Origin of the sequence: Pseudomonas sp. G2-4 (assembly GCF_030064125.1) — a bacterium.
Classification (GTDB): Bacteria; Pseudomonadota; Gammaproteobacteria; order Pseudomonadales; family Pseudomonadaceae; genus Aquipseudomonas.
This window is the reverse complement of sequence record NZ_CP125957.1, coordinates 6,266,437-6,289,711: the sequence shown is the minus strand read 5'-3', so window position 1 is coordinate 6,289,711 and position 23,275 is coordinate 6,266,437. Positions and strand designations below refer to the sequence as shown.

Below are 23,275 nucleotides of genomic sequence, written 5' to 3'. Positions count from 1 at the left end.
GTTTTACTCCGGCAGCAGGCTTTCGCCGGCAAACAACTCGGCTACCGTCTCGCGGCGACGCACTTCGAATGCCTGATCACCGTCCACCAGCACCTCGGCGCAACGGCCGCGGGTGTTGTAGTTGGAACTCATGACAAACCCGTAGGCCCCGGCCGAATGCACGGCCAGCAAATCGCCTTCTTCCAGCGCAAGCTCCCGGCCCTTGGCCAGGAAGTCGCCGGTTTCGCAGATCGGTCCGACGATGTCATAGCTGCGGGCGGCGCTGTCGCGTGGGCGCACTGCGGTCACGTCCATCCACGCCTGGTACAGCGCCGGGCGGATCAGGTCGTTCATGGCCGCATCGACGATGGCGAAGTCCTTGTGCTCGGTGTGCTTGAGGTATTCGACCTGGGTCAGCAGCACGCCGGCGTTGGCCACGATGTAGCGGCCCGGCTCGAACAACAGCGCCAGGTCACGCCCTTCGAGGCGTTCACGCACAGCCTTGATGTAGTCGGCCACCAGCGGCGGCTCTTCATCGCGATAGCGCACGCCGACACCGCCACCCAAGTCGATGTGACGCAGGTAGATGCCGCAGTCGCCGAGGCGGTCGACCAGCGCCAACAGGCGGTCGAGGGCATCGATGAAGGGCTCAAGGGTGGTCAGCTGTGAGCCGATGTGGCAATCGACGCCCAGTACTTCCAGGTTTGGCAGTTGGGCGGCACGCACATACACGTCTTCGGCGTCGGCAATGGCGATGCCGAACTTGTTTTCCTTGAGGCCGGTGGAAATGTACGGGTGGGTGCCAGCGTCGACGTCCGGGTTCACGCGCAGGGAGATCGGCGCGCGGACACCCAGCTCGGCGGCGACGATTTGCAGGCGCTCCAGCTCGTCGGTGGATTCGATGTTGAAGCAGTGCACGCCGACTTCCAGTGCGCGGCGCATGTCTTCACGGGTCTTGCCGACCCCGGAAAATACGATCTTGTCAGCGCTGCCGCCGGCGGCCAGTACGCGTTCGAGCTCACCACCTGAAACGATGTCGAAACCGGCGCCCATGCGCGCCAGGACATTGAGTACACCCAGGTTGGAGTTGGCTTTTACGGCGAAACACACCAGGTGCGGCATGCCGGCGAGGGCATCGGCGAAGGCCAGGTATTGGGCTTCGATGTGAGCTCGGGAATAGACGTAGGTCGGCGTGCCGAAACGTTCGGCGATCGCGGACAGGGCAACCCCTTCCGCGAACAGCTCCCCGCCACGGTAGTTAAAAGCGTCCATGGCGTTCCCTTAGTAAGTGGGGTTGGTGTCGTGCGCGTGGGGTTTGGCTTGCGACGACTTGGCCTGCTCTTCAGGGGACTTGCTGTCATCAGGCAGGTACAACGGACCTTTTTGACCACAGGCCGTCACAAGGCAGGCAACCGCGACGAGCGCAGCAAGGGAAGAGATCAGGCGCTTCATGGCGAAATCCTTGAAAATGCGTTAATTGCGCCGGAGTATACCGGCCACCCGGCGGCTTGCCTATGCAACGGGGTTCCCGTCCGACCGGCCACCGGGCATTTCCCGGCGCGGGCTGTCTTCGGTCGGTATATCCTTTGCAATCGCCGGGAAGCGCCCGTATCTTGCGGCGCTTGAGCATGAGCAGACATTTTCGAGGTTGCCGCAATGAGTTTGACTGAAGCCCGTTTCCACGATCTGGTCGATAGCACCCAGCAAATGCTGGAGGATGTGTTTGACGAAAGTGGCCTGGATATCGATCTGGAAAGCTCCGCCGGTGTGCTGACCGTCAAGTTCGAGAACGGCACCCAGTTGATCTTCAGTCGCCAGGAGCCGTTGCGGCAGTTGTGGCTGGCAGCGGTGTCCGGCGGGTTCCACTTCGACTACGACGAGGAAAGCGAGCGCTGGATGTGCGACAAGAGCGAAGAGCAGCTGGGCGAGATGCTCGAGCGCATCGTCAAGCAGCAGGCGGATGCAGAACTTGATTTCGAAGGCCTGTGACCGCGTGAGCCAGACCGCCCCGGCGCGGCCGCCCAAGCCGCTCTACAGTAATGTCAGTTCCGCCGTGCCTTCACCGTGTAGCAGCGTGTGCAAGCTGGATGAACAGAAGGTCTGCCTCGGCTGTTTCCGCCATGTGGAGGATATCCGCGAATGGCGCTCGGCCGACGATGAGCGCCGCCGGGTGATCTGTGCCGAGGCGCTTGAGCGCAAGTCCCTAAGGTAACCGTTGGTCTTGGAAGCTTCTGTGGCGAGGGAGCTTGCTCCCGCTGGGGTGCGAAGCGACTCCAAAATCTTGCGACTGCTGCGCAGCCGAGCGGGAGCAAGCTCCCTCGCCACAAGGGTTCGGCGTCGCCCATTCGGTTGTCGTGAGCTACCCATGGGTACCGCTGTACCCCGCCCGGGTTGTTTATTTATTGAGCTGTGATAGTGTCCGGCTACGCCTCAACTCATCGAGGCCCGTGAAAACCCCGCCTTTTTGTGGCGGGGTTTTGCTTTTTTTGTGCAGAAGAAAGGAGTCTGCCCGGATCATGACCGCACCTTCCATCACCCTTACCCGTCTGGACGTACAGCGTCTGGAACGCCTGATCGACAGCCTTGATGAAACGCTGCCAGGCGTGATTGCGTTGCAAACCGAACTGGATCGCGCCGATAGCCTGGTGGGCCACGATGAAGTGCCCGCCGATGTCGTGACCATGAACTCACGCGTGCACTGCCGCGAAGAAAGCAGTGGCAAGGACTATCACCTGACCCTGGTTTACCCCCAGGACGCGAATGCCGATGAAGGCAAGATTTCGATCCTCGCCCCGGTGGGCAGCGCATTGCTGGGGCTGAAGGTCGGCCAGCACATCGACTGGCCCGCCCCGGGCGGCAAGACGCTGAAGCTGACGTTGCTGGCCGTGGAATATCAGCCTGAAGCGGGCGGCGACTTCCACCTCTGAGCGGCGTCAGACCGAGGCCAGTGCCTCGTTCAGCGCGCGTTCCAGGTCGGCCTTGTAGCGCAGGTACAAATTGCTTGAGCAGGCGCCATCGCCCACCAGGCCCGAGAGGTCCAGGTCGGTGATGTAGCAACGGTAGCGCTTGGCCTCACGGCGTTGCTCGACGATCTCCCTGGCGACCACGCTGAACAGCTGGTCGCCATGTTCCAACTCCGAAAACTCCTGCTGATCACAATATAGGGTGACGTGCACCTGGCCGTGCGCGGCTTTGCCGATGATGGCCTGCACGTCATAGAACGGCTTGTTTTCCGGCGTCTGCGGCGTCTGTCGCGCCTCGATCCGCCGTGCCCGTCCGGGGCCTGAGGGGAGGAGCTGGTAGTACAGGGTTTCCAGGGTCAACGGTTGGGCAGCATCCATCGGCAGCAAGGCGTCGCGGCGGTACAGCACCGATTGCAAGAAGCGTTGCAGTGGTACCAGCAGGCTGTGCTCGTCGTGATACGGCAGGCGCTGTTGCCACAAGGCGTTGAGTTCATCGAGCACATACAGCTCGGCGTCGTCCTCGTTGACCCGGTAGAACACCTGAATGCACTCGGGCTGGCCCATGGGCAGGACCAGTGCCAGGTCGTGGTCTTCCAGGGCCATCGGGTCCAGATGCAGCGGGCTGTAGGCTGTCAGTTCCTCGCCCAGGTAATCCATCAGTGCCGACAGGCTGCCCAGCGCCACGTGGTTGACATGGCCAGGTACCAACTCCAGCACGTGATAATGCTGCTGGACCTGAAGCAGATAGCGGTGGTTGAGCCGGCTCAACAGCAGGGTCTGGGCCGTTTCGATGACGTCCTCGACCCGTCGTGCAATGAACTGCGCGCGGTTGTGGCAGAAGCACCGTACCTGCAAGCGCGGCTGGCGCTGCGTGACGGGCAGGTCGTTGAGGTAGTCGCGCAGGCAGTCGAGCAGGGCGTGCTCGCCGTCGAAACGGTTGACCAGCACTTCATTCCAGCTATTGAGCGTGACCTGGTCGAGGGTCAGTACCAGGTTCTCCCGCACCCCGGCGTAGCTCAGGGAGTCGGTGCGCTCGGTGGTCATCAGGATATTCAGGTCGCGGTGATGTTTGAGCGGGTCGACGCCGACGTTCACCAGGATCAGCACTTCGCTGGGTACGCTGGCGCGCAGTAATTGCTCTTCATCCACGCTAGTCAGGGGCAGGGCGATGGACTGTTGCAGGCTGCCCAGCAGGTTGAACAGTTCGAACTCGCTAAGGTCGCTGTCCCCGGGGTGCAGCGCCAGGCGCGTGCTGCTGTCGATCACGCCGTTGCGATGGCACCAGGTCAGCAGTTCCAGCAATTCGCGGCTGCGTTTGATCGGTGCGAAATTTTCCCACTCCAGGGCGTTGAGGCTGCCGTTATACAAGCCCCACTGGTTCTGACCCGGTTCTTTCTTGTTGGGTGACTGCACCAGCGTCAGGGTGTCTTCGGCCAAGTCCGGGGCAATGCCAGGGTTGATGAACTCGACCTTGTCGGCCTTGCGCTCGAAGGCTGCGTACAACCGCCTGCCAAGGACGTTGAGGTCGCGCCTGTTGATCAGGCTGACGCTTTTCTCGGTGCGCGCGAACTGGGTCAGGAAGCGGTAGCTGTGGGTGAGCTCGTTGACCAGCGCTCGCCGCTCGTTGCTGACCTGGCGCACCTTCCACTGGCTGCGGCTGTCCAGCAGCGCCAGTTGACGCGGGTCCCAGCCCCATTCGCGGGCCAGTCGTTCGAGCAGCACCCGTTGCCAGCCGCCGCTGCGCCCCTGGCCGGTGAGCTTGCGATTGACCTTCAGGTACAGCGCCCGTCGGATCAGCTCCAGGCGTTCGGGTTCGCCACGGGCATTGAGGTACTCCTCCAGGCGACGGTAAACCACCATGTACGGGTCCAGCTCTTCCAGGTCCAGGCGATTGGCAAACACGGCCTGTTTGAAGCGCAGGCTCAGGCAGCGCACGTTCGGGTGCTCGCTGGCGTAGACCTCGGTCAGCAGCAGCTTGAGCACGGACTTGTACGGCGACTCGATGCCCTTGAACAATTGCCAGAGCCCGGCGCCGATGAATTCCCCAGCAGGGATGTAGGCCAGATGCCCGAGGTCCAGCGTTTCATCCGCGCGAATGAAACGCTTGGAAATCAGCGTATGGGTGTACTGCTCATAGTTGTCTTCTTCATAGACCGGCACCAGCCACCAGATCGGTGTGCGCCCGGCCAGCCAGATGGCGGTGCGGTAGAACTCGTCCAGCAGCAGGTAATGCTGGGTTGTGCCGCAATCGTCGGAACTGAGCTGATTGTCCCGGTCGCCCCGGACGAAGCGCGCCGGGTCGATCAGGAAAAAGTGGGCTTCGGCGCCCTGGGTCGCGGCCCAAGCCTCCAGTAACTGGCATTTCTTGCGCAGCTCGGCCAGTTCGTCGTCGCTCAGGTCCGGCCCGTGGCAGACCCACACATCCATGTCGCTCTGATCGGCCTGGGCCAGCGTGCCGAGGCTGCCCATCAAGAACAGGCCAAGAATCGGTCGCGGCGAGTTGCTGCCGTGGCGCGGCTTGTAGGAGAACGAACGGGTCAGCCGCTGGGCCTCGGCCAAGACGCTGGCGTCGGGCTCATAGTTCGACAGCCCGGCAGGCGTACTGCCCGAGACGTAGCCGGGCAGCAGTGGATGGTTGACGTGGAAAAACAGCGGCAGCAGCGTCAGCACGCCTTGCTGGCGAGTCGACAGGCCTTCCAGGGCACGCTCCATCCGGACAGTATTGAGCTTGAGAAAACGTGCGCGCAACTGGCTCAGGACCTTGCGGTCGATTCCCTCGTCCAGATCGGGGCGTATTTCGTGATTGCGGGTCATGTCAGCTCAACCGGCTCGCGGCGTCGAACGTGGGGGATCACAGCTAATGGCAGTTTAGCGCCCGAGCTTGGGAATTCTTAAGCTGAAAGTAGGGTTTTGACGTCAAATTTTTTACAGGGGGCGCCAGTGCGCCTGCGGAAATCCCGTTGAAGGAGATTTCCGTGGGCGACAGGGAGGATCAGGCGGCTTCTTGAACGCTGAGTATCGTCAGGACGGTTTGCACATTTTGGGCAGCATCTCGCCCCAGGCTGGTCAGATAACCACCATCGGGCTGGGTGATCAGTTCTTTCTCGAACAAGCGTTGGGCGGCAGCAATAGCCTTGGGGGCAGCGGTCTGATGAATTTTCAGGCCTTCCTGGGAACTGTCCAGGTTGAAGAGTGCAAGGATTTCCAGTTCGGCAACCAGCTCAGGGGTAAGCGACATAAGGACTCCAGACTTTCTAGGAATTTGGACGACAGCGTCACTAAGGTGAGCGTAGTCGGCCGGGCTGTCCAGTGTCGGCGTCATGCTTTTTTTGTTTCGGGGGCCAGAGGAGCCATTTGTTGTGGCGAGGGAGCTTGCTCCCGCTGGGCCGCGTAGCGGCCCCAATCGCTTTGCGACTGCTGCGCAGCCGAGCGGGAGCAAGCTCCCTCGCCACGGAGTTTGCCGGAGGTTATTTCTTTTCCGGCGGCAACTCGGGAAGGGCGCGCAGCGCCGTTTCGTACCATTGGGTGTCGAACGGGCGGTCTTCTTCGAGGATGGCGTCGATCTCGTGAGCCAGCACATGGGCCATCAGACTGAGTATTTCTTCGCGCTCATAACCCACCAGGGTCAGCTTGTTGAACGTGGCCTTGGCCGCTGGCGGGTTGTCGCTTTCGATCTGGTTTTCGATGGCTTCAATCAGCGTGTTCTCGACGAACTCTTCTTCGTCGCTGTCGATGTCGGTTGGCTCGCTCATGGCAGGCTCCTTGGAGAAAGGTCGCCAGTTTACCTGCATTCAGCGGCGTGATGCGCCTGGCGAGAAGCGCCTCGAGGGTCTATAACGCAAGGCTGCCAACCCCGCACGGCCTGGAGGCTTTGTGATGCTCAAGCTTTATGGTTTCTCTGTCAGTAACTATTACAACATGGTCAAGCTGGCGCTGCTGGAGAAGGGCTTGCCCTTCGAAGAAGTGCCGTTCTACCCCAACCAGACCCCCGAAGCACTGGCCGTCAGCCCCCGCGGCAAGGTCCCGGTGTTGAAAACCGAACAAGGGTTTATCAACGAAACCAGCGTGATCCTCGAATACATCGAGCAAACCCAGCCAGGTAAGGCTCTGTTGCCCAGTGACCCGTTCGAGCGTGCCCAGGTACTGGCCTTGTGCAGGGAGATCGAGCTGTACATCGAGCTGCCAGGGCGGGCCAGCTACGGCGAGGCGTTTTTCGGCATGCCGGTGCCCGACGCCATCAAGGAAAAAACCAAGGCCGAATTGCTACTGGGGTTCGCCTCACTCGGCAGGCACGGCAAATTCTCGCCCTACGTGGCGGGCGATAGCATGAGCCTTGCCGATCTGTATTTCTTCTACAGCGTATCGCTGGCCTTACAGGTAGGCAGGAAGCTGTTCGATATCGACCTGCTGGCGGATATGCCGGCGGCCAAGGCGCTGATGGAGCGCTTGGGGCAGAACCCGCATGTGCAGCGGATCGCGGTGGATAGGGAAGCGGCGATGCCAGCGTTTTTGGCGATGATCGCTGCCAAGAAGTGATATTTTCGGTGATTTGAAGTCAGCTATCGCGAGCAGGCTCGCCCCCACATTTGAATCTCTGATGTTCACAAGAGGTGTGTTCACGGGAGATCCACTGTGGGAGCGAACTTGCTCGCGAAGCTTTTCAGCTTCTAGCGGGTGGCGAGCAACGCCTGGCCGCGCACCACGGCAGCCTTGACCTGCGCCGGAGCGGTACCGCCGATGTGGTCACGGGCGTTGACCGAGCCTTCCAGAGTCAGCACCGCGAACACGTCTTGCTCGATTTGGTCGCTGAACCGACGCAGTTCATCCAGGCTCATCTCCGCCAGGTCCTTGCCGCTGTCCACCCCGTATTTCACGGCATGACCGACGATTTCGTGGCAGTCACGGAACGGCAGGCCACGGCGTACCAGGTAGTCGGCCAGGTCAGTGGCAGTGGAGAAGCCGCGCAGGGCCGCTTCGCGCATCACGGCATGCTTGGGCTTGATGGCCGGGATCATGTCGGCAAAGGCCCGCAGTGAATCACGCAGGGTGTCGGCGGCGTCGAACAGCGGTTCCTTGTCTTCCTGGTTGTCCTTGTTGTAGGCCAATGGCTGGCCTTTCATCAGGGTCAACAGGCCCATCAGCGCACCGAACACCCGGCCGCTCTTGCCCCGCACCAGTTCCGGCACGTCGGGGTTTTTCTTTTGCGGCATGATCGAGCTGCCGGTGCAGAAGCGGTCCGGCAGGTCAATGAATTGGAATTGCGCGCTGGTCCACAGCACCAGCTCTTCGGAGAAACGCGACAGGTGCATCATCGCGATGCTCGCGGCGGCGCAGAATTCGATGGCGAAATCGCGGTCAGAAACGTTATCCAGCGAGTTGCCGCCGACGGCGTCGAAGCCCAGCAGTTGCGCGGTGTATTCGCGATCGATCGGGTAGGTGGTGCCGGCCAGGGCAGCGCTGCCCAGGGGCATGCGGTTGGTGCGTTTGCGGCAATCGACCAGGCGTTCGTAGTCGCGGCTGAGCATTTCGAACCAGGCCAGCATGTGATGCCCGAACGTTACAGGTTGGGCGGTTTGCAGGTGGGTGAAGCCGGGCATGATGCTCTCGGCCTCACGCTCGGCTTGTTCCAGCAGACCTTTTTGCAAGCGGGTGATCTCGGCCAGGATCAGGTCGATTTCATCGCGAAGCCACAGGCGGATGTCAGTGGCGACCTGGTCGTTGCGGCTGCGACCGGTGTGCAGCTTCTTGCCGGTCACGCCGATGCGATCGGTCAGGCGCGCTTCGATGTTCATGTGCACGTCTTCAAGGTCGACGCGCCAATCGAACTGGCCGGCCTCGATTTCACCCTGGATGGTCTTCAGGCCGTCGATGATGCGGTCGCGCTCGGCATCGGTCAGCACGCCGACCTTGGCCAGCATGGTGGCGTGGGCGATCGAACCCATGATGTCGTGGCGATACAGGCGCTGGTCGAAGTTGACGGAGGCGGTGAAGCGGGCGACGAAGGCGTCGACGGGTTCACTGAAGCGGCCGCCCCAGGACTGATTGGTCTTGTCAGTGCTCATGAATTCGCTCGTGATCGGCTGAAGAAAAAATAGCGGTTAAAGGCTGCGGCGGATGATAGCAGGGTTGCCGGGGCTGGCGCTGGCACTGGTCGGCAGCTTTTTTGTGCACAACCCAAGCATTTAATGAGGCTTTTTGCGCAACGATATTTTCCGATTGAGCAATATCGTCGCGGCAACCGTCTACAGTGGACGGTAGGACTTTTGCTTTTTCCATCCATGGCGCAGCGGACGAATAGAAAAAGGGGGAGCTCATATTGGTCAGATCGAGTGTTAACCATCCCTATGGCGACGCCGTGCGACAACAGGCCTCGAGCCTCTATCGGCAAGCGCTGGTAAAGATAGGCAACTGCCTCGCGGCACTTTTTGGCCCTCGAGCGAGTCTTAGCGTGGATCGCGGTGACGGATGTCACTTCCCCTGTCTACGCTATCCTTGTGCGAGACTCACGCAGGAATCCAGCGCAATATGAATGTCCTGATCGTTGATGACGAACCACTGGCCCGTGAGCGCCTGAGCCGAATGGTTGGCGAACTCGAGGGTTACAGTGTCCTGGAGCCGAGCGCCACCAATGGCGAAGAGGCATTGGCCCTTATTGAAAGCCACAAGCCGGATATCGTGCTGCTCGACATTCGCATGCCGGGCCTGGATGGCTTGCAGGTCGCGGCGAAACTGTGCGAACGCGAGTCACCGCCTTCGGTGGTGTTTTGTACCACCCGGGACGACTTCCCGCCGGAGGTGTTGCAGGCCGGCGCCGTGGGCTATCTGATCAAACCGATCTCCGCCGAGTCGCTGGCTGAGGCCTTGCGCAAGGCTGAGCGGCCCAACCGGGTGCAACTGGCGGCGCTGACCCGGCCGGCCGCTGAAAGTGGCAGCGGCCCTCGCAGCCATATCAGTGCCCGCACCCGCAAGGGTATCGAGCTGATCCCGTTGAACCAGGTGGTCTACTTCATTGCCGACCATAAATACGTAACCTTGCGCCATGAGAGTGGCGAGGTGTTGCTGGACGAGCCGCTCAAGGCCCTTGAAGACGAGTTCGGCGAGCGCTTTGTGCGCATCCACCGCAATGCCCTCGTGGCCCGCGAGCGAATCGAGCGTTTGCAACGCACCCCGCTGGGACACTTCCAGCTGTTTCTCAAAGGCCTCAATGGCGATGCGTTGATTGTCAGTCGACGACACGTGGCCGGTGTGCGCAAGATGATGCAACAGCTTTAGTGTCGCGCGGCCAGGCATTCCATTTTCCAGGACATTGACGGCCAGGGAGGCCTTGGGGTCGTGATTCAAATCAAAGCGGTTTTGGCTGAGCTGTTATTATCCGCCGTATCTTTTAAGTACGGATTGATCCATGTCCCCTCGCGAGATTCGCATCGCCACCCGTAAAAGTGCCTTGGCCCTCTGGCAGGCCGAATACGTTAAGGCCCGTCTGGAAGCCGCCCATCCCGGTCTTAACGTGACGCTGGTGCCCATGGTCAGCCGCGGCGACAAGCTGCTGGACTCGCCGCTGTCGAAAATCGGCGGCAAGGGCCTGTTCGTCAAGGAGCTGGAAACCGCGCTGCTGGACAACGAAGCCGACATCGCCGTGCATTCGATGAAAGACGTGCCCATGGACTTCCCCGAAGGCCTGGGTCTGTTTTGCATCTGCGAGCGGGAAGATCCGCGCGATGCCTTCGTCTCCAATACCTTCTCCAGCCTTGAGGCGCTGCCTGCCGGGAGCGTGGTTGGCACGTCCAGCCTGCGTCGCCAGGCGCAGTTGCTGACGCGCCGTCCTGATCTGCAAATCCGTTTCCTGCGCGGTAATGTCAACACACGCCTGGCCAAGCTCGACGCCGGTGAGTACGACGCGATCATCCTCGCCGCCGCTGGCCTGATCCGCCTGGGCTTCGAAGATCGCATCACCTCGGCCATCAGCGTCGACGACAGCCTGCCAGCCGGTGGCCAGGGGGCGGTGGGCATCGAATGCCGCAACGCCGATAGCGACATTCACGCCCTGCTGGCGTCGCTGCACCACGAAGACACGGCCACGCGGGTTTTCGCCGAGCGTGCCCTCAACAAACACCTTAATGGCGGTTGCCAAGTACCCATCGCCTGTTACGCCGTGCTGGAAGGCGAACAGGTCTGGTTGCGTGGCCTCGTGGGTGATCCGAAAGGTGGCCGGCTGCTCAGCGCCGAGGCCCGGGCGCCGCGCCGCGATGCCGAGGCGTTGGGTGTGCGGGTGGCCGAAGACCTGCTCAGCCAGGGCGCTGATGACATTCTCAAGGCGGTCTACGGCGAGGCAGGCCACGCGTGACAGGCTGGCGACTGCTGCTCACCCGGCCGGCAGACGAGTCGTCGGCGCTGGCGACTGCCCTGGCCGAAGCGGGTGTATTCAGCAGCAGCCTGCCGTTGCTGGATATCGAGCCGATCCCCGTTTCCGATGCCGGGCAGGGGACCCTTCAAAAGCTGGACCAGTACTGTGCCGTGATTGTGGTCAGCAAGCCCGCAGCACGCTTGTGCATGGAGCTGCTGCGTCAATACTGGCCCCAGCCGCCAGACCAGCCATGGTTCAGCGTGGGCGCGGCCACCGGGCAGATCCTGACCGACGCCGGCCTCACTGTGTTTTACCCCGATAACGGCGACGACAGCGAAGCCTTGCTGGAGCACCTGGTGTTACGCCAGGCTATCAGCCGGCCCGATCCCAAGGTGTTGATCGTGCGTGGCGAGGGCGGGCGCGGTTTGCTGGCAGAGCGTTTGCGCGAGCAAGGTGCTAGGGTCGATTATCTGGAATTGTACCGGCGCGGCCTGCCCCACTACCGCGAAGGTGAGTTGCCGGCGAGGGTTGAAGCGGAACGCTTGAACGCCCTGGTGGTCAGCAGTGGGCAGAGCTTCGAGCATCTGCAGCGGCTCGCTGGCGACGCGTGGCCCGCTCTGGCGCGGTTACCGTTGTTTGTTCCAAGCCCGAGGGTTGCCGAGATGGCGCGTGCCGCCGGGGCCCGAACAGTTGTGGATTGCCGTGGCGCCAGTGCCGCGGCTTTGCTGGCGGCGTTACGGGAACAGTCCGTGCCGTTTTCTAATGCAAAGGATGGATACGTGAGCGAAACAGCCTTGCCAAAAGATCAAGACCAGCCTGCGATCGATGCGCCGGTTGAAACCCCGGCCCCGATGGCGCCACGTCGCGGTAACGGACTGGCCATTGTCGCGTTGTTATTGGGGGCAGCCGGCGTGGCCGTTGGCGGCTGGGGCGTGTGGCAGGTGCGTCATCTGCAAGCCAATAACCAGCAGCAGTCCGCCCAGGTCCAGGCGTTGAATGACCAGGCCCAGACCCTCAAGCTCAATGAGCAGCGCCTCAGTGAGCGTCTGGCGCAATTGCCGCCGGCTGAAGAACTGGAGGAGCGTCGGCGTCAGGTTGCCCAACTGCAAGGCGATCAGCAGCGCCTGAGCCAGCGCCTGGAAACCGTGCTCGGTGCCAGCCGCAAGGACTGGCGCCTGGCTGAGGCCGAGCATCTGTTACGCCTGGCCAGCTTGCGTCTGTCCGCCTTGCAAGACATCAGCAGCGCCCAGGCACTGGTCCAGGGGGCTGACGAGATCTTGCGCGAGCAGAATGACCCTGGCTCTTTCGCCGCTCGTGAGCAACTGGCCAAGACGCTTGCGGCGCTGCGCAGCACCGAACAACCGGATCGCACCGGGCTCTTCCTGCAACTGGGAGCCCTGCGTGACCAGGTGTTGCAACTCACCGAGCTGGCGCCCGAATACAAGGACCGCGGCGAATCCCTGCTGGGCCTGACCGCCGATGGCGATGGCGCCAGCCGCTGGGCACAGTGGTGGGATCAGATTTCGCGCTACATCCGCATCGATTTCAACGCGGATGAGAACGTCCGTCCGCTCCTGGCCGGGCAGAGCCTGGTGCAGGTGCGCCTGGCCCTGAGCCTGGCGCTGGAGCAGGCGCAATGGGCCGCCCTCAACGGTCAGGCGCCGGTGTACACCCAGGCGCTGACCGAAGCACGGGACGTGCTGAAGAACAACTTCAACCAGGACAATCCGCAAAGCAAAGTCATGCTGGAGCGTGTGGTCGAGCTGTCCAAACAGCCGGTGACGGTGGTCACGCCGGACCTGACGGGCACCCTGAGCAGCGTTCAGGCGTACCTTGAGCGTCGCAACCTGAATGCCGAGGACTCGGTCAAGCCGCTGCCCAAACCTGGCGAGCAGGAGACCACGCCATGAAGCGTCTCTACGTGATTCTGTTCGTGGTCATCGCTGCCGCCGCTTTACTCGGCGTGGCGATTGCCGAGCACTCGGGTTACGTGCTGGTGGCGTACAAGAATTTCCGTTACGAAGCTGGCCTGTGGGTCACCCTGGCGCTGGTGGCGGCGCTCTGGCTGTTGTGGCGGTGCGTGAGCGCCTTGATCGGGCTGGTGACCACCTCCAGTGGGGTGGTCAACCCGTGGTCGCGGCGCAACCGCAGCCGTCGTGTGCAGGTGGCAATCGAGCACGGCCAACTGGATCTGGCCGAAGGGCGCTGGGCCAGTGCCCAGCGTCACTTGCATCGTGCCGCCGAGGCCGAGCGCCAGCCATTGTTGTATTACCTCGGCGCCGCCCGTGCCGCCAATGAGCAGGGGCTCTACGAGCAGAGCGACAGTTTGCTGGAGCGTGCCTTGGAACGTCAGCCCCAGGCGGAGCTGGCCATCGCGTTGACTCATGCGCAATTGCAGACCGACCGAGGTGACACCGACGGTGCACTGAGCACGCTGCAAGCCATGCATGAACGTCATCCACATAACGCCCAGACCTTGCGCCAGTTGCAGCGACTGCATCAGCAACGGGGTGACTGGTCGGCGGTGATCCGGCTGTTGCCGGAGCTGCGCAAGGACAAAGTCCTGCCGCCCAGTGAACTGACTGAACTTGAGCGCCGAGCGTGGGGGGAAAACCTCACCTTGGCGGCCCATCGTGAAGAGGACGGCAGCGTCGGTTTGCAGTCGCTCAACCGCGCCTGGCAACAGCTGACCTCCGCGCAGCGTCAGGAACCGGCACTGGTGCTGGCCTATGCTGAGCAGTTGCGGCAGTTGGGGGCCCAGGTCGAGGCCGAAGAAGTGTTGCGGACCGCGCTCAAGCGTCACTATGACAGCCACCTGGCGCGTTTGTACGGGTTGGTTCGGGGCAATGATCCGATCCGCCAGCTACAAACGGCCGAAGGCTGGCTCAAGGATCATCCAGCCGATCCAAGCTTGCTGCTGACACTGGGGCGCCTGTGCTTGCAGGGCAGCTTGTGGGGCAAGGCGCGGGATTATCTGGAAAGTAGTCTGCGGGTTCAGCGCAACCCAGAAGCCTGCGCTGAACTGGCGCGGTTGTTGGCGCAACTGGGGGATGCCGAGCGTAGCAATCAGTTGTTCCAGGAAGGGCTGGGGCTGCTGGATGAACGTCTGCTGGCCGCGCCTTTGCCGGTCCCGGCCCAGGTCCTGTCCACTTGAATTCTGTTTGAGTCGCGGTGGCGAGGGAGCAAGCGCCCTCGCCACGAATACAGGGCTTTAGTCATGCCGTCGGCAAAGTCCTACAGAGGACTGCGCTGAATCCCCTTGTGCCTGTCGGGAATTCCCTACACCCCTGGTGAAGTGTCTGCACGGGCTTGCCTTGAAAGGCCCAAGGGCTTTCCTCTACCGTAACTGCTTGTCTCTTTTGTTACGGAACCGCCATGTCCTTGGCCAGCTCACGCTTCTTGTTTCTCATGGCTTCCATTGCCGCTGCCCTGGCTTTGGGCATCGCCAGTTATCTGGAATATGCGGTCGGCCTGACGCCCTGCAGCCTGTGCGTCTTGCAGCGGTTGTGTCTGATGCTGTTTCTGGTGAACGGCCTCGTGGCCTGCGTACATGGCCCGGGTGAAAAGGGCAGCATTCTGTATGGGGCGATGGGGTGGGTTTTTGCGTCGGCGGGAATGACCCTGGCATGGCGTCAGGTCCTGGTGCAAAGCGTTTCGTTCGAGCAGTTGCCCGATTGTATGGTGCAGATGCAAAGGTCGGAGTCCTGGTGGTGCGCCTTGCATCGTGTCCTCGACGGTGCGGTCGACTGCGCGACCATCACTTGGACGCTGTTCGACCTGAGCATCCCCGAGTGGAGCCTGTTGTTTTTTCTCGCGGTGTCCAGCGCGATGACCTATCTGCTGCTGCGACTTGTCTGGAAAGCTCTGGTACGACCGCTCAGCGGCGATACGTCGCACCTGGTCCGGGCCTTGGATTAAACACTTGTATGAACTTTATCTCCTGCGTACCTTGAAGCAGTTGTCGTGCGGGCATAATCTGGCCCGCACGTGTATTGGAATTGTGCCGCTCGATCATGTTATGTCTGGCTTGACCCTGATCATTCAGGCGTGGGCAGGCTGCGAGGGGCATGACTCACAAGGGAAGAAATCACCATGCTCGAAAGTTGTCAGAATGCTCAGGAACGCTGGGGTGGGGTGCATCTGCTGATCGACCGCTGGTTGCAGGAGCGTCACGAACTGGTTCGGGCCTATGATGCTCTCGGCGACAAGCCTGAAGCGCTGAGCGAGAGCCGCAAACCGTTGCAGGAGTTCTGCGGTGTGCTGGTGGACTATGTGTCTGCCGGTCATTTCGAGATCTACGAACAACTGACGGGCGAGGCCAAGGCCTTCAACGACAAGCGTGGTCTGGAGCTTGCCGAGCAGATCTATCCGCGCATCGACGTCATCACCGAAAAACTGCTGGCGTTCAACGACCTTTGTGATGAAGGCAAGTGCGTAGCGGAAAAATTCAAAGAGCTGGGCGGCCTGCTGCACGAGCGCTTCGAATTGGAAGACTGCCTGATCGAGGTGCTGCACAACGCCCACAAGGAAGAGTCTGCGGTCCAGGCCTGAAGGGCTCGCGGTAATAAAAAAACGGTGCGCATTGCGCACCGTTTTTTCGTTTGGGGCAGTGTCAGGTTGTCGTGCCCAGTAACTCGATTTCAAACACCAGAGGCGTGAATGGCGGGATCACATCCCCGGCACCTTCGGCGCCATAGGCCTGGGTTGAAGGAATCACCAGCCGCCACTTCGCACCTACCGGCATTTGCGGCAATGCACTGCGCCAACCGTCAATCACGCTGTCGAGGCTGAACCACTGGGCCTGTCGGTTGGAATCGAATACGGTGCCGTCCGGCAATCGACCGATGTACAGCACCTGGACCTTGCCGTGAGGACCGGCTTTCGCGCCGTGGCCTGGCTTGAGTTCGGTCAGCAGGATCCCGTCCGCCAGTTGCTGGACGCCGGGCCGGCTTCTTTCCTCATTGAGAAACCTCTGCTCTGTTTTCAGTGCGACTTCGATTTGCGGTGTCGTGGATTGCGCCGTCAGTTGCGCCTGATGCTCGGCCAGGATCTGTTCGATGCGTTCATCCTTGAGGGCCAGCGGCTTGCCCAGATAGGCTTGTTGCAGACCTTCCACCAAGGCCTGGATCTGCAGGTCGGGCACGTCCTGGCGCAGGCGCTCACCCAGGCTCGCGCCCAGGCTGTACGCCAAGTCGCGAGCTTCGTTGGCATTGGTTTTTTCAACGGCCTGAGTCATGGAGCAAGCCATGCACAGGATTAAAAACAGGTGACGCGACATGTGTGCTCTCCGGCCTCGAATCGAGGAATTATGCCAGTGCCGATATCTGTAGAGGTGGATTGCCCCAGGTGCAGGTGCAGAAGTTTTTTCGTCCCTTGCAACGCAACGTCTTGTGTACTGTCAACATGCCCTAGCGGCGGTTGCAGCAGAGGTCTAGTATGAGCCGCACTCACGTCAGTCAGGAGGTAAACCATGTCGGCCACCAAGAAGCCAGTAAACACTCCGTTGCACCTGCTCCAACAACTTTCGGGCAGCTTGCTCGAGCATCTGGAAAACGCCTGCTCCCAAGCCCTGGCTGATGCTGAAAAACTGCTCGCCAAATTGGAAAAACAACGCGGTAAAGCCCAGGAAAAACTGCACAAGTCGCGCACCAAATTGCAAGACGCAGCCACCGCTGGCAAGGCCAAGGCACAAGCCAAGGCCAAGGACGTTGTGAAAGAACTCGAAGACCTGCTCGATGCCTTGAAGGATCGTCAGTCCGAAACCCGCACCTACATTCTGCAACTCAAGCGTGATGCCCAGGAAAGCCTGAAGCTGGCCCAGGGCGTTGGTCGCGTGCAAGAGGCTGCGGGCAAGGCGCTGTCGCTTCGTGCTGCCAAGCCTGCTGCTGTATCGGCCAAGAAGCCGGCGGCTAAACCTGTCGCGGCAAAAGCACCCGCTAAAGTGGCTGCCAAGCCAGTCGCGAAAGCACCGGTCAAGGCAGCAAGCAAGCCGGCTGCCAAATCGGTCGCTGCCAGTGCTGCAAAACCAGCGGCAAAAAAACCAGCTGTCAAAGCGGCCGCCAAACCCGCTGCCAAGCCAGCTGCAAAAACGGCCGCTGCCAAGCCTGTTGCAAAAGCTGTCGCTAAACCTGCGGCTAAACCAGCGGCGAAAACCGCAGCCATCAAACCCGCAGCAGCGAAAACCGCCGCTGCCAAACCTGCTGCTAAAGCGGCCGCAAAACCTGCGACCAAACCAGCCGCTGCGAAACCAGCTGCCAAGCCTGCGGCAACAAAAACTGCTGCGGCCAAACCTGCTGTGAAATCGGCTGCCAAGCCAGTCGCTGCCAAAGCACCTGCCAAGGTGGCGGCTAAACCCGCAGCGGCAAAACCTGCGGCCAAGCCAGCTGCCGCTAAACCAGCCGCTGCAAAACCTGCGGTCAAGCCAGCGGCCGCGAAGCCAGCTGCTGCTAAACCTGCCGCCAAGCCAGCGGCGAAACCTGCCGTGAAAAAGCCAGTCACCGCAAAAGCCTCGACGGCGCCAGCAGCCAAGCCTGCGACATCGACCCCGGCTTCGACCGCAACGCCTGCTCCAACCGCCAGCACTCCGGCCCCGGCAGTCAGCCCATCCGCCACCGTAGCGCCGAGCACCAGCAACCCAACCAGCGCTTCCTAAGTGCCGGACACCGCGACGCGCAGCTGATGCAGCGCGTCGCGGTTCGCTGGGGCACTCGCCACCAGCTCTTGCAGCCATTGCGCTGAATCGTTCTGATGTTCCTCAGGCCAATCCTCGGCCGCCGCCTGCAATCGCTCCAGCAATCGCCGCTCGGCCTCCAGCTCCAGTCGCTTGACCTGTTCGCGCAGGCTATCGAGTGCTGTGTCTTGCAGGGCACTGGCTTTCCATTGGTTGCGAAGCACGCGCAAGGGCCTTACCACCTCGACGTCCCAAGGCTCGGCCAATTGCCGAAGCTGTTGCAGCCTTTGTTCATTGCAGGTCACGCCGCGCCGCTCCAGCCAAAGCCCACAAAGCAGCAGGCACACATTGGCGCCGGCGTTCTGTAGCGCCAGGCAGGCCGGCTCTACGCCAGGCTTGGCGTAGAGGTCGAGGGAAAAGCTCCACAGGTCAGGGGACATCGTGCTACTCGCGCCAGTTGTGAGCGAAGCTGGTAGACTCCGCCGCCATTATGATCCGACTTCAGAACCTGACTTTACAGCGTGGCCCGCAACGTCTGCTAGAAGACGCCGAGCTGACCCTGCACGCCGGCCACAAAGCCGGCCTCATCGGTGCCAACGGTGCCGGCAAATCGAGCCTGTTCGCCTTGCTGAGGGGGGAGCTGCACCCGGACTCGGGCGATTGCTTGCTGCCGGCCGATTGGCGTATCGCCCACATGCGTCAGGAGGTCGACACCCTCGAGCGCCTGGCAGTGGACTACGTGCTCGACGGCGACCTGCGCCTGCGCCAGGTTCAACGCGACCTGGCGGCGGCGGAGGCGGCCCATGACGGCGCCGCCCAGGCCCGTCTGCATTCGGAGCTCGACAGCGCCGACGGTTACACCGCCGATGCCCGCGCGCGCAAATTGCTGGCCGGCCTGGGGTTTACCAACGAGCAGATGGACCGTCAGGTCGGGGATTTCTCCGGCGGCTGGCGGATGCGCCTGAACCTGGCGCAGGCCTTGATGTGCCCCTCGGACTTGCTGCTGCTCGATGAGCCCACCAACCACTTGGACCTCGACGCCATTATCTGGCTCGAAGACTGGCTCAAGAACTACGCCGGCACGCTGCTGTTGATTTCCCATGACCGTGATTTTCTCGACGCCGTGGTCGATCACGTGGCCCATGTCGACCAGCGCAAGCTCACCTTGTACCGTGGCGGCTACAGCGCGTTCGAACGAGCCCGTGCCGAACGCCTGGCCCAGCAACAGCAGGCGTACGAGAAGCAGCAGGCGCAGCGGGCGCACATGGAAAGCTACATCGCCCGCTTCAAGGCCCAGGCCACCAAGGCCCGCCAGGCCCAGAGCCGGATCAAGGCGCTGGAGCGGATGGAGGAGCTGTCCGCAGCCCACGTCGATTCGCCGTTTGATTTTGTCTTCCGTGAATCGACCAAGATTTCCAGCCCGCTGATCGACCTGTCCGACGCGCGCCTGGGCTATGGCGACAAGACCGTGCTGGAGAAGGTCAAGCTGCAACTGACCCCTGGCGCGCGGATTGGTCTGCTGGGCCCCAACGGTGCCGGCAAGTCGACCCTGATCAAAAACCTTTCCGGTGAACTCGAACCTTTGGCCGGGCGCCTGACCCGTGGCGAGAACACCGTGGTTGGCTACTTCGCCCAGCATCAACTCGATTCCCTGGACTCCAAGGCCAGCCCGCTCCTGCATTTGCAGCGTCTGGCGCCGACCGAGCGCGAGCAGGTCCTGCGGGATTTTCTCGGTGGTTTCGACTTCCGTGGCGCGCGCATTGACGAGCCGGTGCTGAATTTTTCCGGCGGCGAAAAGGCGCGCCTGGCGCTGGCGTTGATCGCCTGGGGCCGGCCGAACCTGTTGCTGCTCGACGAACCGACCAACCACCTCGATCTGGAAATGCGCCTGGCCCTGACCATGGCCTTGCAGGAGTTCAGCGGGGCCGTGCTGGTGGTGTCCCACGATCGGCATTTGCTCAAGAGCACCACGGATAATTTCTTCCTGGTGGCCGACGGCAAGGTCGAAGAGTTCGACGGCGATCTGGAAGACTACGCGCGCTGGCTGGTGGAGTACCGTCAGCGCAACGCCCCGGTCAGCACCACGCCCGTCAACCCGGACAAGACCGACAAGAAGGCCCAGCGCCAGGCCGCAGCGGCCCTGCGCCAGCAGTTGGCACCCCACAAGCGCGAAGCCGATAAGCTTGAAGTCGAACTGGGCAAGCTCCATGAAAAGCTGCAGAAAATCGAAACCAGCCTCGGCGACAGCAGTGTCTACGAAGCGGCGCGCAAGGATGAGCTGCGTGATCTGCTGGCCGAACAGGCCAGGCTGAAGGTTCGGGAAGCGGAGCTTGAGGAGGCGTGGATGGAGGCCTTGGAGCTGCTGGAAAACTTGCAAGCGGAGCTGGAGGCTTTGTCCTGATGGAAGCGTTGGCGTTGCCTATCCCTGTCATGTGGATCGAGCCGATCTGGCTTGGTGTGCAAGTCCTGCTGATCCTGTTGGCCGGTTATGTCGCGCAGCGTGTCGTGGCGCGGACGCTTACAGGCCTGGGTGAGCGTTACCCGTTTCCGCCGCAACTGGTGATCATCCTGCGAGGCGTGCTGCGCTGGTTGATCATGGGCAGCGCCGTGCTGGTGGTGCTCGAACGCTTGGGCGTCTCGGCCACGGTGCTGTGGACTGCGTTGTCGGGTTTCGTCGCGGTGGCCGCAGTGGCGTTCTTCGCCATCTGGAGTGTGCTGTCGAACCTGCTGTGCGCCGTGTTGATCTACACCGTCGGACCGTTTCGCCTGGGCGATGTGGTCGAGCTGGTGGACACCACCGACAAACCCGGCATCAAGGGGCGCGTCGTGGCGATCAACCTGCTGTACACCACGCTGATCGAACCCGAGGAACTCGGCACCGGTAGCGCCATGGTGCAAGTGCCCAACAGCCTGTTCTTCCAGCGTTCGGTTCGGCGCTGGCGTGGCAGCGAGGCGTTCCCGGTCGGCGGTTTCGTCGAGTAATCTGGCCTGGTGGATCGGCTGTCTTTGCAAAAAGCGGTGGTCAAGCGTCTGGCGGCGCATTAGCTTAGTCGTTTTCGACGAATCTGAGCCGAGGTGTGCAATGGTGCTGGAAACATGGCTGGCGTTTTTCGCCGCCTGTTGGGTGATCAGTCTTTCCCCAGGCGCCGGTGCCATTGCATCGATGTCCAGTGGCTTGCGCTACGGTTTTTGGCGCGGTTATTGGAATGCCCTGGGCCTGCAGCTGGGCCTGGCGTTGCAAATCGTGATCGTCGCCGCCGGTGTTGGCGCGATCCTCACCGCATCAGCCACCGCGTTCTACGCGATCAAATGGTTCGGTGTGGCCTATCTGGTTTACCTGGGTATCAAACAGTGGCGAGCCATCCCCGGCGATATCAGTGATGAGTCCGTCGTGCGGCCTATCGGCAACCCTTTGGCACTGGTGTTTCGCGGCTTTCTGGTCAACATCAGCAACCCCAAGGCGCTGGTGTTCATGCTGGCGGTGCTGCCGCAGTTCATCGACCCCCATGCACCCTTGGTCAAGCAGTACCTGATCCTGGGCGTGACCATGATCTGCGTCGACCTCATCGTCATGGCCGGGTACACCGGGCTGGCCGCCAAAGTCCTGCGCCTGTTGCGCACACCGAAGCAGCAGCGGCGGATGAATCGCACGTTTGCTGGTTTGTTCATTGGGGCGGCGGGTTTTCTGGCGACGATTCGCAAGGCTGCGGTGTAACCGACTTTCACACTACCCTGTGGCGAGGGAGCTTGCTCCCGCTGGGCTGCGAAGCAGCCCCAAAATCTTGCGATCGCTGCGCAACCGAGCGGGAGCAAGCTCCCTCGCCACAAAAGCATCTATCCAGCGGTGCGACTCAGCGCAAGATCACCGGCGCGGTATCCCGTGGCAGATTGTTGCGCGGCACCGGCTCGCCAGGCTGTTCGTAACGCGGGCCACCGAGTTGTTCGCTCATTTGCCGGGCCACGTCCTCACCCAGGGCCTTGGACACATCGCGCACCACCCGCGGACGGTTGAGGCTGATGCGGACATCCCGGTGGTTCAACAGCTTGGTGTCCTGGCCTTCACCCATGGCGGTGAAGGCCGAGGTGATTTCGAAGGTCTTGGTGTTGATCAGGCTGAAGTCCGCCACCAGCGTCAGCGCGAGCACTGCCGAGTAGCTGTTGGTGTTGGCCAGTTCGTTGATGTCGCGGGTGAAGTCGATGTCGGAAACGGTGCCGAACAGCACGTAATCGGCACCTTTGAACTGCCCGCCCTTGATGCGCTTGATGACGTCATAGACGTCGCCGGTGGACGACGCGGTATGCGGTGTTCCCTGCACCAGCTGGAACATCCCGCTGCGCAGGATCTCGCCCTTGATGTCACCGGTGAACTTGCGCAGTTCACCTTGCTCGATATAGCTGCTGGTGGCTTCCATTTCGTCGTAGCTCGACGACGCGCTGGCGCTGTAGCCATTCGCATGGAAGTTACTCTGGGCGGAAACGGTGTGGATGTACTCTTCCACCCGCTCCTGGTACGCGAGGTCAGTGACCGCGACTTTTGGGGCCGCCTGCGCACCAAACGCGCAGGCCAGGGCCATGATGCCGATCCATGTGCGCATGGCTTAACGCTCCGTGGTCTTGCGGATTTCTTTCTCGTCCATCCACTCGGCCAGACCGCTTTCGACGTCGATCAACTGCAGGCTGAATTTATAGAAGACGTCCTTGTAGTCGCTGCTGCGCTTGACGATCGAGCTGATGGAGCCCTCGATGCGGTATTTGGCAGCGATCATGTTGCCGGTCTTGGCCACGGTGCTTTTCTTGTACAAGCCGCTCTGGTTCTGCAGCTTGAGCTGCTCGACCTGGCTGTCCATGGCGGTGTTGTCGCTGGCAAAGCGTGCGGCACCGGTCTTCATCAGTTGAGTCTTGATGCTGGTGGTGATTTCGCGGGTGTCGATGTATTCGCTGGTCTTGTTCTTCACGTCATAGACCTGAACCACCGGACGGCCCTGCAAGACGCCGGACTGGGCCAGGGAGCGGGTCATGGATTCGGCGATCATTTGCAGGTCGGTGGAGCCGAACTCGTTGGTTACGGTTTCCACGGCCTTGGTGTCGCCGTAGCTAATGTTCTTGTTGCCCAGGACCGGGGAGTTGTTGGCGCAGCCGCTGACCAGCAGGGCGGCGAGGGCGATGGACGAAATGCGTACAAACATGGGGATGCTCTCGAAAGCTGAATGAAATGGGGCTAAGGCGTAATGCCGGTCAGTACAGGAACTTGTGCCGACGATCCCCGTGGCGAGGGAGCTTGCTCCCGCTGGGCTGCGAAGCAGCCCCAAAATCTTGCGG

The 23,275-nt window shown here is 61.6% G+C and carries 25 protein-coding genes and 1 pseudogene; 15 read left to right on the top strand and 11 right to left on the bottom strand.

The genetic code is table 11. The features are described from left to right. Nucleotides 1-3: 3 nt before the first annotated feature. Together lysA and lptM are read right to left on the bottom strand one after the other, a co-directional pair. Nucleotides 4-1,251 (bottom strand): diaminopimelate decarboxylase, encoded by a 1,248-nt coding sequence (gene lysA / locus QNH97_RS27730; RefSeq protein WP_283554782.1) that lies wholly within the window; start codon nucleotides 1,249-1,251, stop codon nucleotides 4-6. Nucleotides 1,252-1,260: 9 nt separating this feature from the next. Then, on the bottom strand, nucleotides 1,261-1,431 hold the full coding sequence (gene lptM, locus QNH97_RS27725) for an LPS translocon maturation chaperone LptM (RefSeq protein WP_283554781.1): 171 nt from the start codon (nucleotides 1,429-1,431) through the stop codon (nucleotides 1,261-1,263). Between the two features lie 204 nt (nucleotides 1,432-1,635). Between lptM and cyaY the strand changes: the two genes are divergently transcribed. The 3 genes from cyaY to rnk all read left to right on the top strand — a co-directional run bounded on the left by cyaY (nucleotide 1,636) and on the right by rnk (nucleotide 2,906). After that, nucleotides 1,636-1,968, top strand: a complete 333-nt coding sequence (gene cyaY / locus QNH97_RS27720; protein WP_283554780.1) for an iron donor protein CyaY — start codon at nucleotides 1,636-1,638, stop codon at nucleotides 1,966-1,968. Nucleotides 1,969-1,972: 4 nt separating this feature from the next. Continuing rightward, nucleotides 1,973-2,191 (top strand): DUF1289 domain-containing protein, encoded by a 219-nt coding sequence (locus tag QNH97_RS27715; RefSeq protein ID WP_283557565.1) that lies wholly within the window; start codon nucleotides 1,973-1,975, stop codon nucleotides 2,189-2,191. Nucleotides 2,192-2,495: 304 nt separating this feature from the next. Then, nucleotides 2,496-2,906, top strand: a complete 411-nt coding sequence (rnk, locus tag QNH97_RS27710; RefSeq protein ID WP_283554779.1) for a nucleoside diphosphate kinase regulator — start codon at nucleotides 2,496-2,498, stop codon at nucleotides 2,904-2,906. 6 nt (nucleotides 2,907-2,912) lie between these two features. Here rnk and QNH97_RS27705 read toward each other — a convergent pair whose 3' ends face one another. From QNH97_RS27705 to QNH97_RS27695, 3 genes are all read right to left on the bottom strand, one after another. Continuing rightward, on the bottom strand, nucleotides 2,913-5,756 hold the full coding sequence (locus tag QNH97_RS27705) for a class I adenylate cyclase (RefSeq protein ID WP_283554778.1): 2,844 nt from the start codon (nucleotides 5,754-5,756) through the stop codon (nucleotides 2,913-2,915). Between the two features lie 178 nt (nucleotides 5,757-5,934). Beyond that, entirely contained in the window at nucleotides 5,935-6,180 is a 246-nt protein-coding gene (locus QNH97_RS27700; RefSeq protein ID WP_003206789.1) for a TIGR02647 family protein, read from the bottom strand. Nucleotides 6,181-6,409: 229 nt separating this feature from the next. Next, nucleotides 6,410-6,694: a hypothetical protein gene (locus QNH97_RS27695; protein ID WP_123343561.1), complete on the bottom strand. Its 285-nt coding sequence runs from the start codon at nucleotides 6,692-6,694 to the stop codon at nucleotides 6,410-6,412. Nucleotides 6,695-6,818: 124 nt separating this feature from the next. Between QNH97_RS27695 and QNH97_RS27690 the strand changes: the two genes are divergently transcribed. Further along, nucleotides 6,819-7,478: a glutathione S-transferase family protein gene (locus tag QNH97_RS27690; protein ID WP_283554777.1), complete on the top strand. Its 660-nt coding sequence runs from the start codon at nucleotides 6,819-6,821 to the stop codon at nucleotides 7,476-7,478. Nucleotides 7,479-7,609: 131 nt separating this feature from the next. On the opposite strand, the gene argH is transcribed toward QNH97_RS27690, so the two are convergent. Then, nucleotides 7,610-9,004: an argininosuccinate lyase gene (argH, locus tag QNH97_RS27685; protein WP_283554776.1), complete on the bottom strand. Its 1,395-nt coding sequence runs from the start codon at nucleotides 9,002-9,004 to the stop codon at nucleotides 7,610-7,612. Continuing rightward, nucleotides 8,994-9,257: a hypothetical protein gene (locus tag QNH97_RS27680; protein WP_283554775.1), complete on the bottom strand. Its 264-nt coding sequence runs from the start codon at nucleotides 9,255-9,257 to the stop codon at nucleotides 8,994-8,996. Before QNH97_RS27680 ends, argH begins: the two co-directional genes overlap by 11 nt. A 210-nt stretch (nucleotides 9,258-9,467) precedes the next feature. Here QNH97_RS27680 and QNH97_RS27675 point away from each other — a divergent pair, with 210 nt between their 5' ends. From QNH97_RS27675 to rsd, 7 genes and pseudogenes are all read left to right on the top strand, one after another. Then, nucleotides 9,468-10,214, top strand: a complete 747-nt coding sequence (locus QNH97_RS27675; RefSeq protein ID WP_283554774.1) for a LytR/AlgR family response regulator transcription factor — start codon at nucleotides 9,468-9,470, stop codon at nucleotides 10,212-10,214. A gap of 130 nt (nucleotides 10,215-10,344) precedes the next feature. Next, nucleotides 10,345-11,286: a hydroxymethylbilane synthase gene (gene hemC / locus QNH97_RS27670; protein ID WP_283554773.1), complete on the top strand. Its 942-nt coding sequence runs from the start codon at nucleotides 10,345-10,347 to the stop codon at nucleotides 11,284-11,286. Further along, nucleotides 11,283-11,981 (top strand): annotated as a pseudogene (locus tag QNH97_RS27665) (uroporphyrinogen-III synthase); the annotation flags it as partial. The gene hemC and the pseudogene QNH97_RS27665, both read left to right, overlap by 4 nt. Nucleotides 11,982-12,065: 84 nt before the next feature. Continuing rightward, nucleotides 12,066-13,196: a uroporphyrinogen-III C-methyltransferase gene (locus tag QNH97_RS27660; protein WP_283557564.1), complete on the top strand. Its 1,131-nt coding sequence runs from the start codon at nucleotides 12,066-12,068 to the stop codon at nucleotides 13,194-13,196. Then, a complete protein-coding gene (locus QNH97_RS27655; RefSeq protein WP_283554772.1) occupies nucleotides 13,193-14,440 on the top strand; it encodes a heme biosynthesis protein HemY in 1,248 nt (415 codons plus the stop codon). Before QNH97_RS27660 ends, QNH97_RS27655 begins: the two co-directional genes overlap by 4 nt. A 221-nt stretch (nucleotides 14,441-14,661) precedes the next feature. Beyond that, a complete protein-coding gene (locus tag QNH97_RS27650) occupies nucleotides 14,662-15,204 on the top strand; it encodes a disulfide bond formation protein B (protein ID WP_283554771.1) in 543 nt (180 codons plus the stop codon). Between the two features lie 174 nt (nucleotides 15,205-15,378). Further along, nucleotides 15,379-15,837 (top strand): sigma D regulator, encoded by a 459-nt coding sequence (gene rsd / locus QNH97_RS27645; protein ID WP_283554770.1) that lies wholly within the window; start codon nucleotides 15,379-15,381, stop codon nucleotides 15,835-15,837. Between the two features lie 61 nt (nucleotides 15,838-15,898). Here the strand turns inward: rsd and QNH97_RS27640 are convergent, their stop codons facing one another. Next, nucleotides 15,899-16,564 carry an FKBP-type peptidyl-prolyl cis-trans isomerase gene (locus QNH97_RS27640; protein ID WP_283554769.1) on the bottom strand — a complete coding sequence of 222 codons (666 nt, stop codon included), beginning with the start codon at nucleotides 16,562-16,564 and terminating at the stop codon, nucleotides 15,899-15,901. Between the two features lie 192 nt (nucleotides 16,565-16,756). Here QNH97_RS27640 and QNH97_RS27635 point away from each other — a divergent pair, with 192 nt between their 5' ends. Continuing rightward, the gene (locus QNH97_RS27635; RefSeq protein ID WP_283554768.1) at nucleotides 16,757-17,938 is read left to right on the top strand and encodes an AlgP family protein; all 1,182 of its coding nucleotides are present in this window, start codon (nucleotides 16,757-16,759) and stop codon (nucleotides 17,936-17,938) included. Here QNH97_RS27635 and QNH97_RS27630 read toward each other — a convergent pair. Next, nucleotides 17,935-18,396: a TIGR02444 family protein gene (locus QNH97_RS27630; protein WP_283554767.1), complete on the bottom strand. Its 462-nt coding sequence runs from the start codon at nucleotides 18,394-18,396 to the stop codon at nucleotides 17,935-17,937. The genes QNH97_RS27635 and QNH97_RS27630 overlap by 4 nt on opposite strands. A 50-nt stretch (nucleotides 18,397-18,446) precedes the next feature. Between QNH97_RS27630 and QNH97_RS27625 the strand changes: the two genes are divergently transcribed. From QNH97_RS27625 to rhtB, 3 genes are all read left to right on the top strand, one after another. Next, the gene (locus tag QNH97_RS27625; RefSeq protein WP_283554766.1) at nucleotides 18,447-20,357 is read left to right on the top strand and encodes an ATP-binding cassette domain-containing protein; all 1,911 of its coding nucleotides are present in this window, start codon (nucleotides 18,447-18,449) and stop codon (nucleotides 20,355-20,357) included. Continuing rightward, nucleotides 20,357-20,938 carry a mechanosensitive ion channel family protein gene (locus QNH97_RS27620; RefSeq protein ID WP_283554765.1) on the top strand — a complete coding sequence of 194 codons (582 nt, stop codon included), beginning with the start codon at nucleotides 20,357-20,359 and terminating at the stop codon, nucleotides 20,936-20,938. Before QNH97_RS27625 ends, QNH97_RS27620 begins: the two co-directional genes overlap by 1 nt. Before the next feature lie 100 nt (nucleotides 20,939-21,038). Beyond that, on the top strand, nucleotides 21,039-21,671 hold the full coding sequence (rhtB, locus tag QNH97_RS27615) for a homoserine/homoserine lactone efflux protein (protein WP_283554764.1): 633 nt from the start codon (nucleotides 21,039-21,041) through the stop codon (nucleotides 21,669-21,671). A 136-nt stretch (nucleotides 21,672-21,807) separates the two neighbouring features. Here the strand turns inward: rhtB and QNH97_RS27610 are convergent, their stop codons facing one another. After that, a complete protein-coding gene (locus tag QNH97_RS27610; RefSeq protein WP_283554763.1) occupies nucleotides 21,808-22,551 on the bottom strand; it encodes a penicillin-binding protein activator LpoB in 744 nt (247 codons plus the stop codon). A 3-nt stretch (nucleotides 22,552-22,554) separates the two neighbouring features. Beyond that, on the bottom strand, nucleotides 22,555-23,142 hold the full coding sequence (lpoB, locus tag QNH97_RS27605) for a penicillin-binding protein activator LpoB (RefSeq protein WP_283554762.1): 588 nt from the start codon (nucleotides 23,140-23,142) through the stop codon (nucleotides 22,555-22,557). Between the last annotated feature and the right edge of the window lie 133 nt (nucleotides 23,143-23,275).

Excerpts from the sequence above, each read along its gene's own strand:
- QNH97_RS27625 (WP_283554766.1), top strand. The coding sequence starts at position 18,447 with ATGATCCGACTTCAGAACCTGACTTTACAGCGTGGCCCGCAACGTCTG.
- lysA (WP_283554782.1), bottom strand. The coding sequence starts at position 1,251 with ATGGACGCTTTTAACTACCGTGGCGGGGAGCTGTTCGCGGAAGGGGTT.
- QNH97_RS27690 (WP_283554777.1), top strand. The coding sequence starts at position 6,819 with ATGCTCAAGCTTTATGGTTTCTCTGTCAGTAACTATTACAACATGGTC.
- QNH97_RS27640 (WP_283554769.1), bottom strand. The coding sequence starts at position 16,564 with ATGTCGCGTCACCTGTTTTTAATCCTGTGCATGGCTTGCTCCATGACT.
- QNH97_RS27635 (WP_283554768.1), top strand. The coding sequence starts at position 16,757 with ATGTCGGCCACCAAGAAGCCAGTAAACACTCCGTTGCACCTGCTCCAA.
- QNH97_RS27705 (WP_283554778.1), bottom strand. The coding sequence starts at position 5,756 with ATGACCCGCAATCACGAAATACGCCCCGATCTGGACGAGGGAATCGAC.
- QNH97_RS27655 (WP_283554772.1), top strand. The coding sequence starts at position 13,193 with ATGAAGCGTCTCTACGTGATTCTGTTCGTGGTCATCGCTGCCGCCGCT.
- QNH97_RS27630 (WP_283554767.1), bottom strand. The coding sequence starts at position 18,396 with ATGTCCCCTGACCTGTGGAGCTTTTCCCTCGACCTCTACGCCAAGCCT.
- rnk (WP_283554779.1), top strand. The coding sequence starts at position 2,496 with ATGACCGCACCTTCCATCACCCTTACCCGTCTGGACGTACAGCGTCTG.
- QNH97_RS27620 (WP_283554765.1), top strand. The coding sequence starts at position 20,357 with ATGGAAGCGTTGGCGTTGCCTATCCCTGTCATGTGGATCGAGCCGATC.
- QNH97_RS27610 (WP_283554763.1), bottom strand. The coding sequence starts at position 22,551 with ATGCGCACATGGATCGGCATCATGGCCCTGGCCTGCGCGTTTGGTGCG.
- QNH97_RS27650 (WP_283554771.1), top strand. The coding sequence starts at position 14,662 with ATGTCCTTGGCCAGCTCACGCTTCTTGTTTCTCATGGCTTCCATTGCC.
- QNH97_RS27695 (WP_123343561.1), bottom strand. The coding sequence starts at position 6,694 with ATGAGCGAGCCAACCGACATCGACAGCGACGAAGAAGAGTTCGTCGAG.
- lpoB (WP_283554762.1), bottom strand. The coding sequence starts at position 23,142 with ATGTTTGTACGCATTTCGTCCATCGCCCTCGCCGCCCTGCTGGTCAGC.
- argH (WP_283554776.1), bottom strand. The coding sequence starts at position 9,004 with ATGAGCACTGACAAGACCAATCAGTCCTGGGGCGGCCGCTTCAGTGAA.
- rhtB (WP_283554764.1), top strand. The coding sequence starts at position 21,039 with ATGGTGCTGGAAACATGGCTGGCGTTTTTCGCCGCCTGTTGGGTGATC.
- cyaY (WP_283554780.1), top strand. The coding sequence starts at position 1,636 with ATGAGTTTGACTGAAGCCCGTTTCCACGATCTGGTCGATAGCACCCAG.
- QNH97_RS27675 (WP_283554774.1), top strand. The coding sequence starts at position 9,468 with ATGAATGTCCTGATCGTTGATGACGAACCACTGGCCCGTGAGCGCCTG.
- rsd (WP_283554770.1), top strand. The coding sequence starts at position 15,379 with ATGCTCGAAAGTTGTCAGAATGCTCAGGAACGCTGGGGTGGGGTGCAT.
- hemC (WP_283554773.1), top strand. The coding sequence starts at position 10,345 with ATGTCCCCTCGCGAGATTCGCATCGCCACCCGTAAAAGTGCCTTGGCC.
- lptM (WP_283554781.1), bottom strand. The coding sequence starts at position 1,431 with ATGAAGCGCCTGATCTCTTCCCTTGCTGCGCTCGTCGCGGTTGCCTGC.
- QNH97_RS27700 (WP_003206789.1), bottom strand. The coding sequence starts at position 6,180 with ATGTCGCTTACCCCTGAGCTGGTTGCCGAACTGGAAATCCTTGCACTC.
- QNH97_RS27680 (WP_283554775.1), bottom strand. The coding sequence starts at position 9,257 with ATGAGCTCCCCCTTTTTCTATTCGTCCGCTGCGCCATGGATGGAAAAA.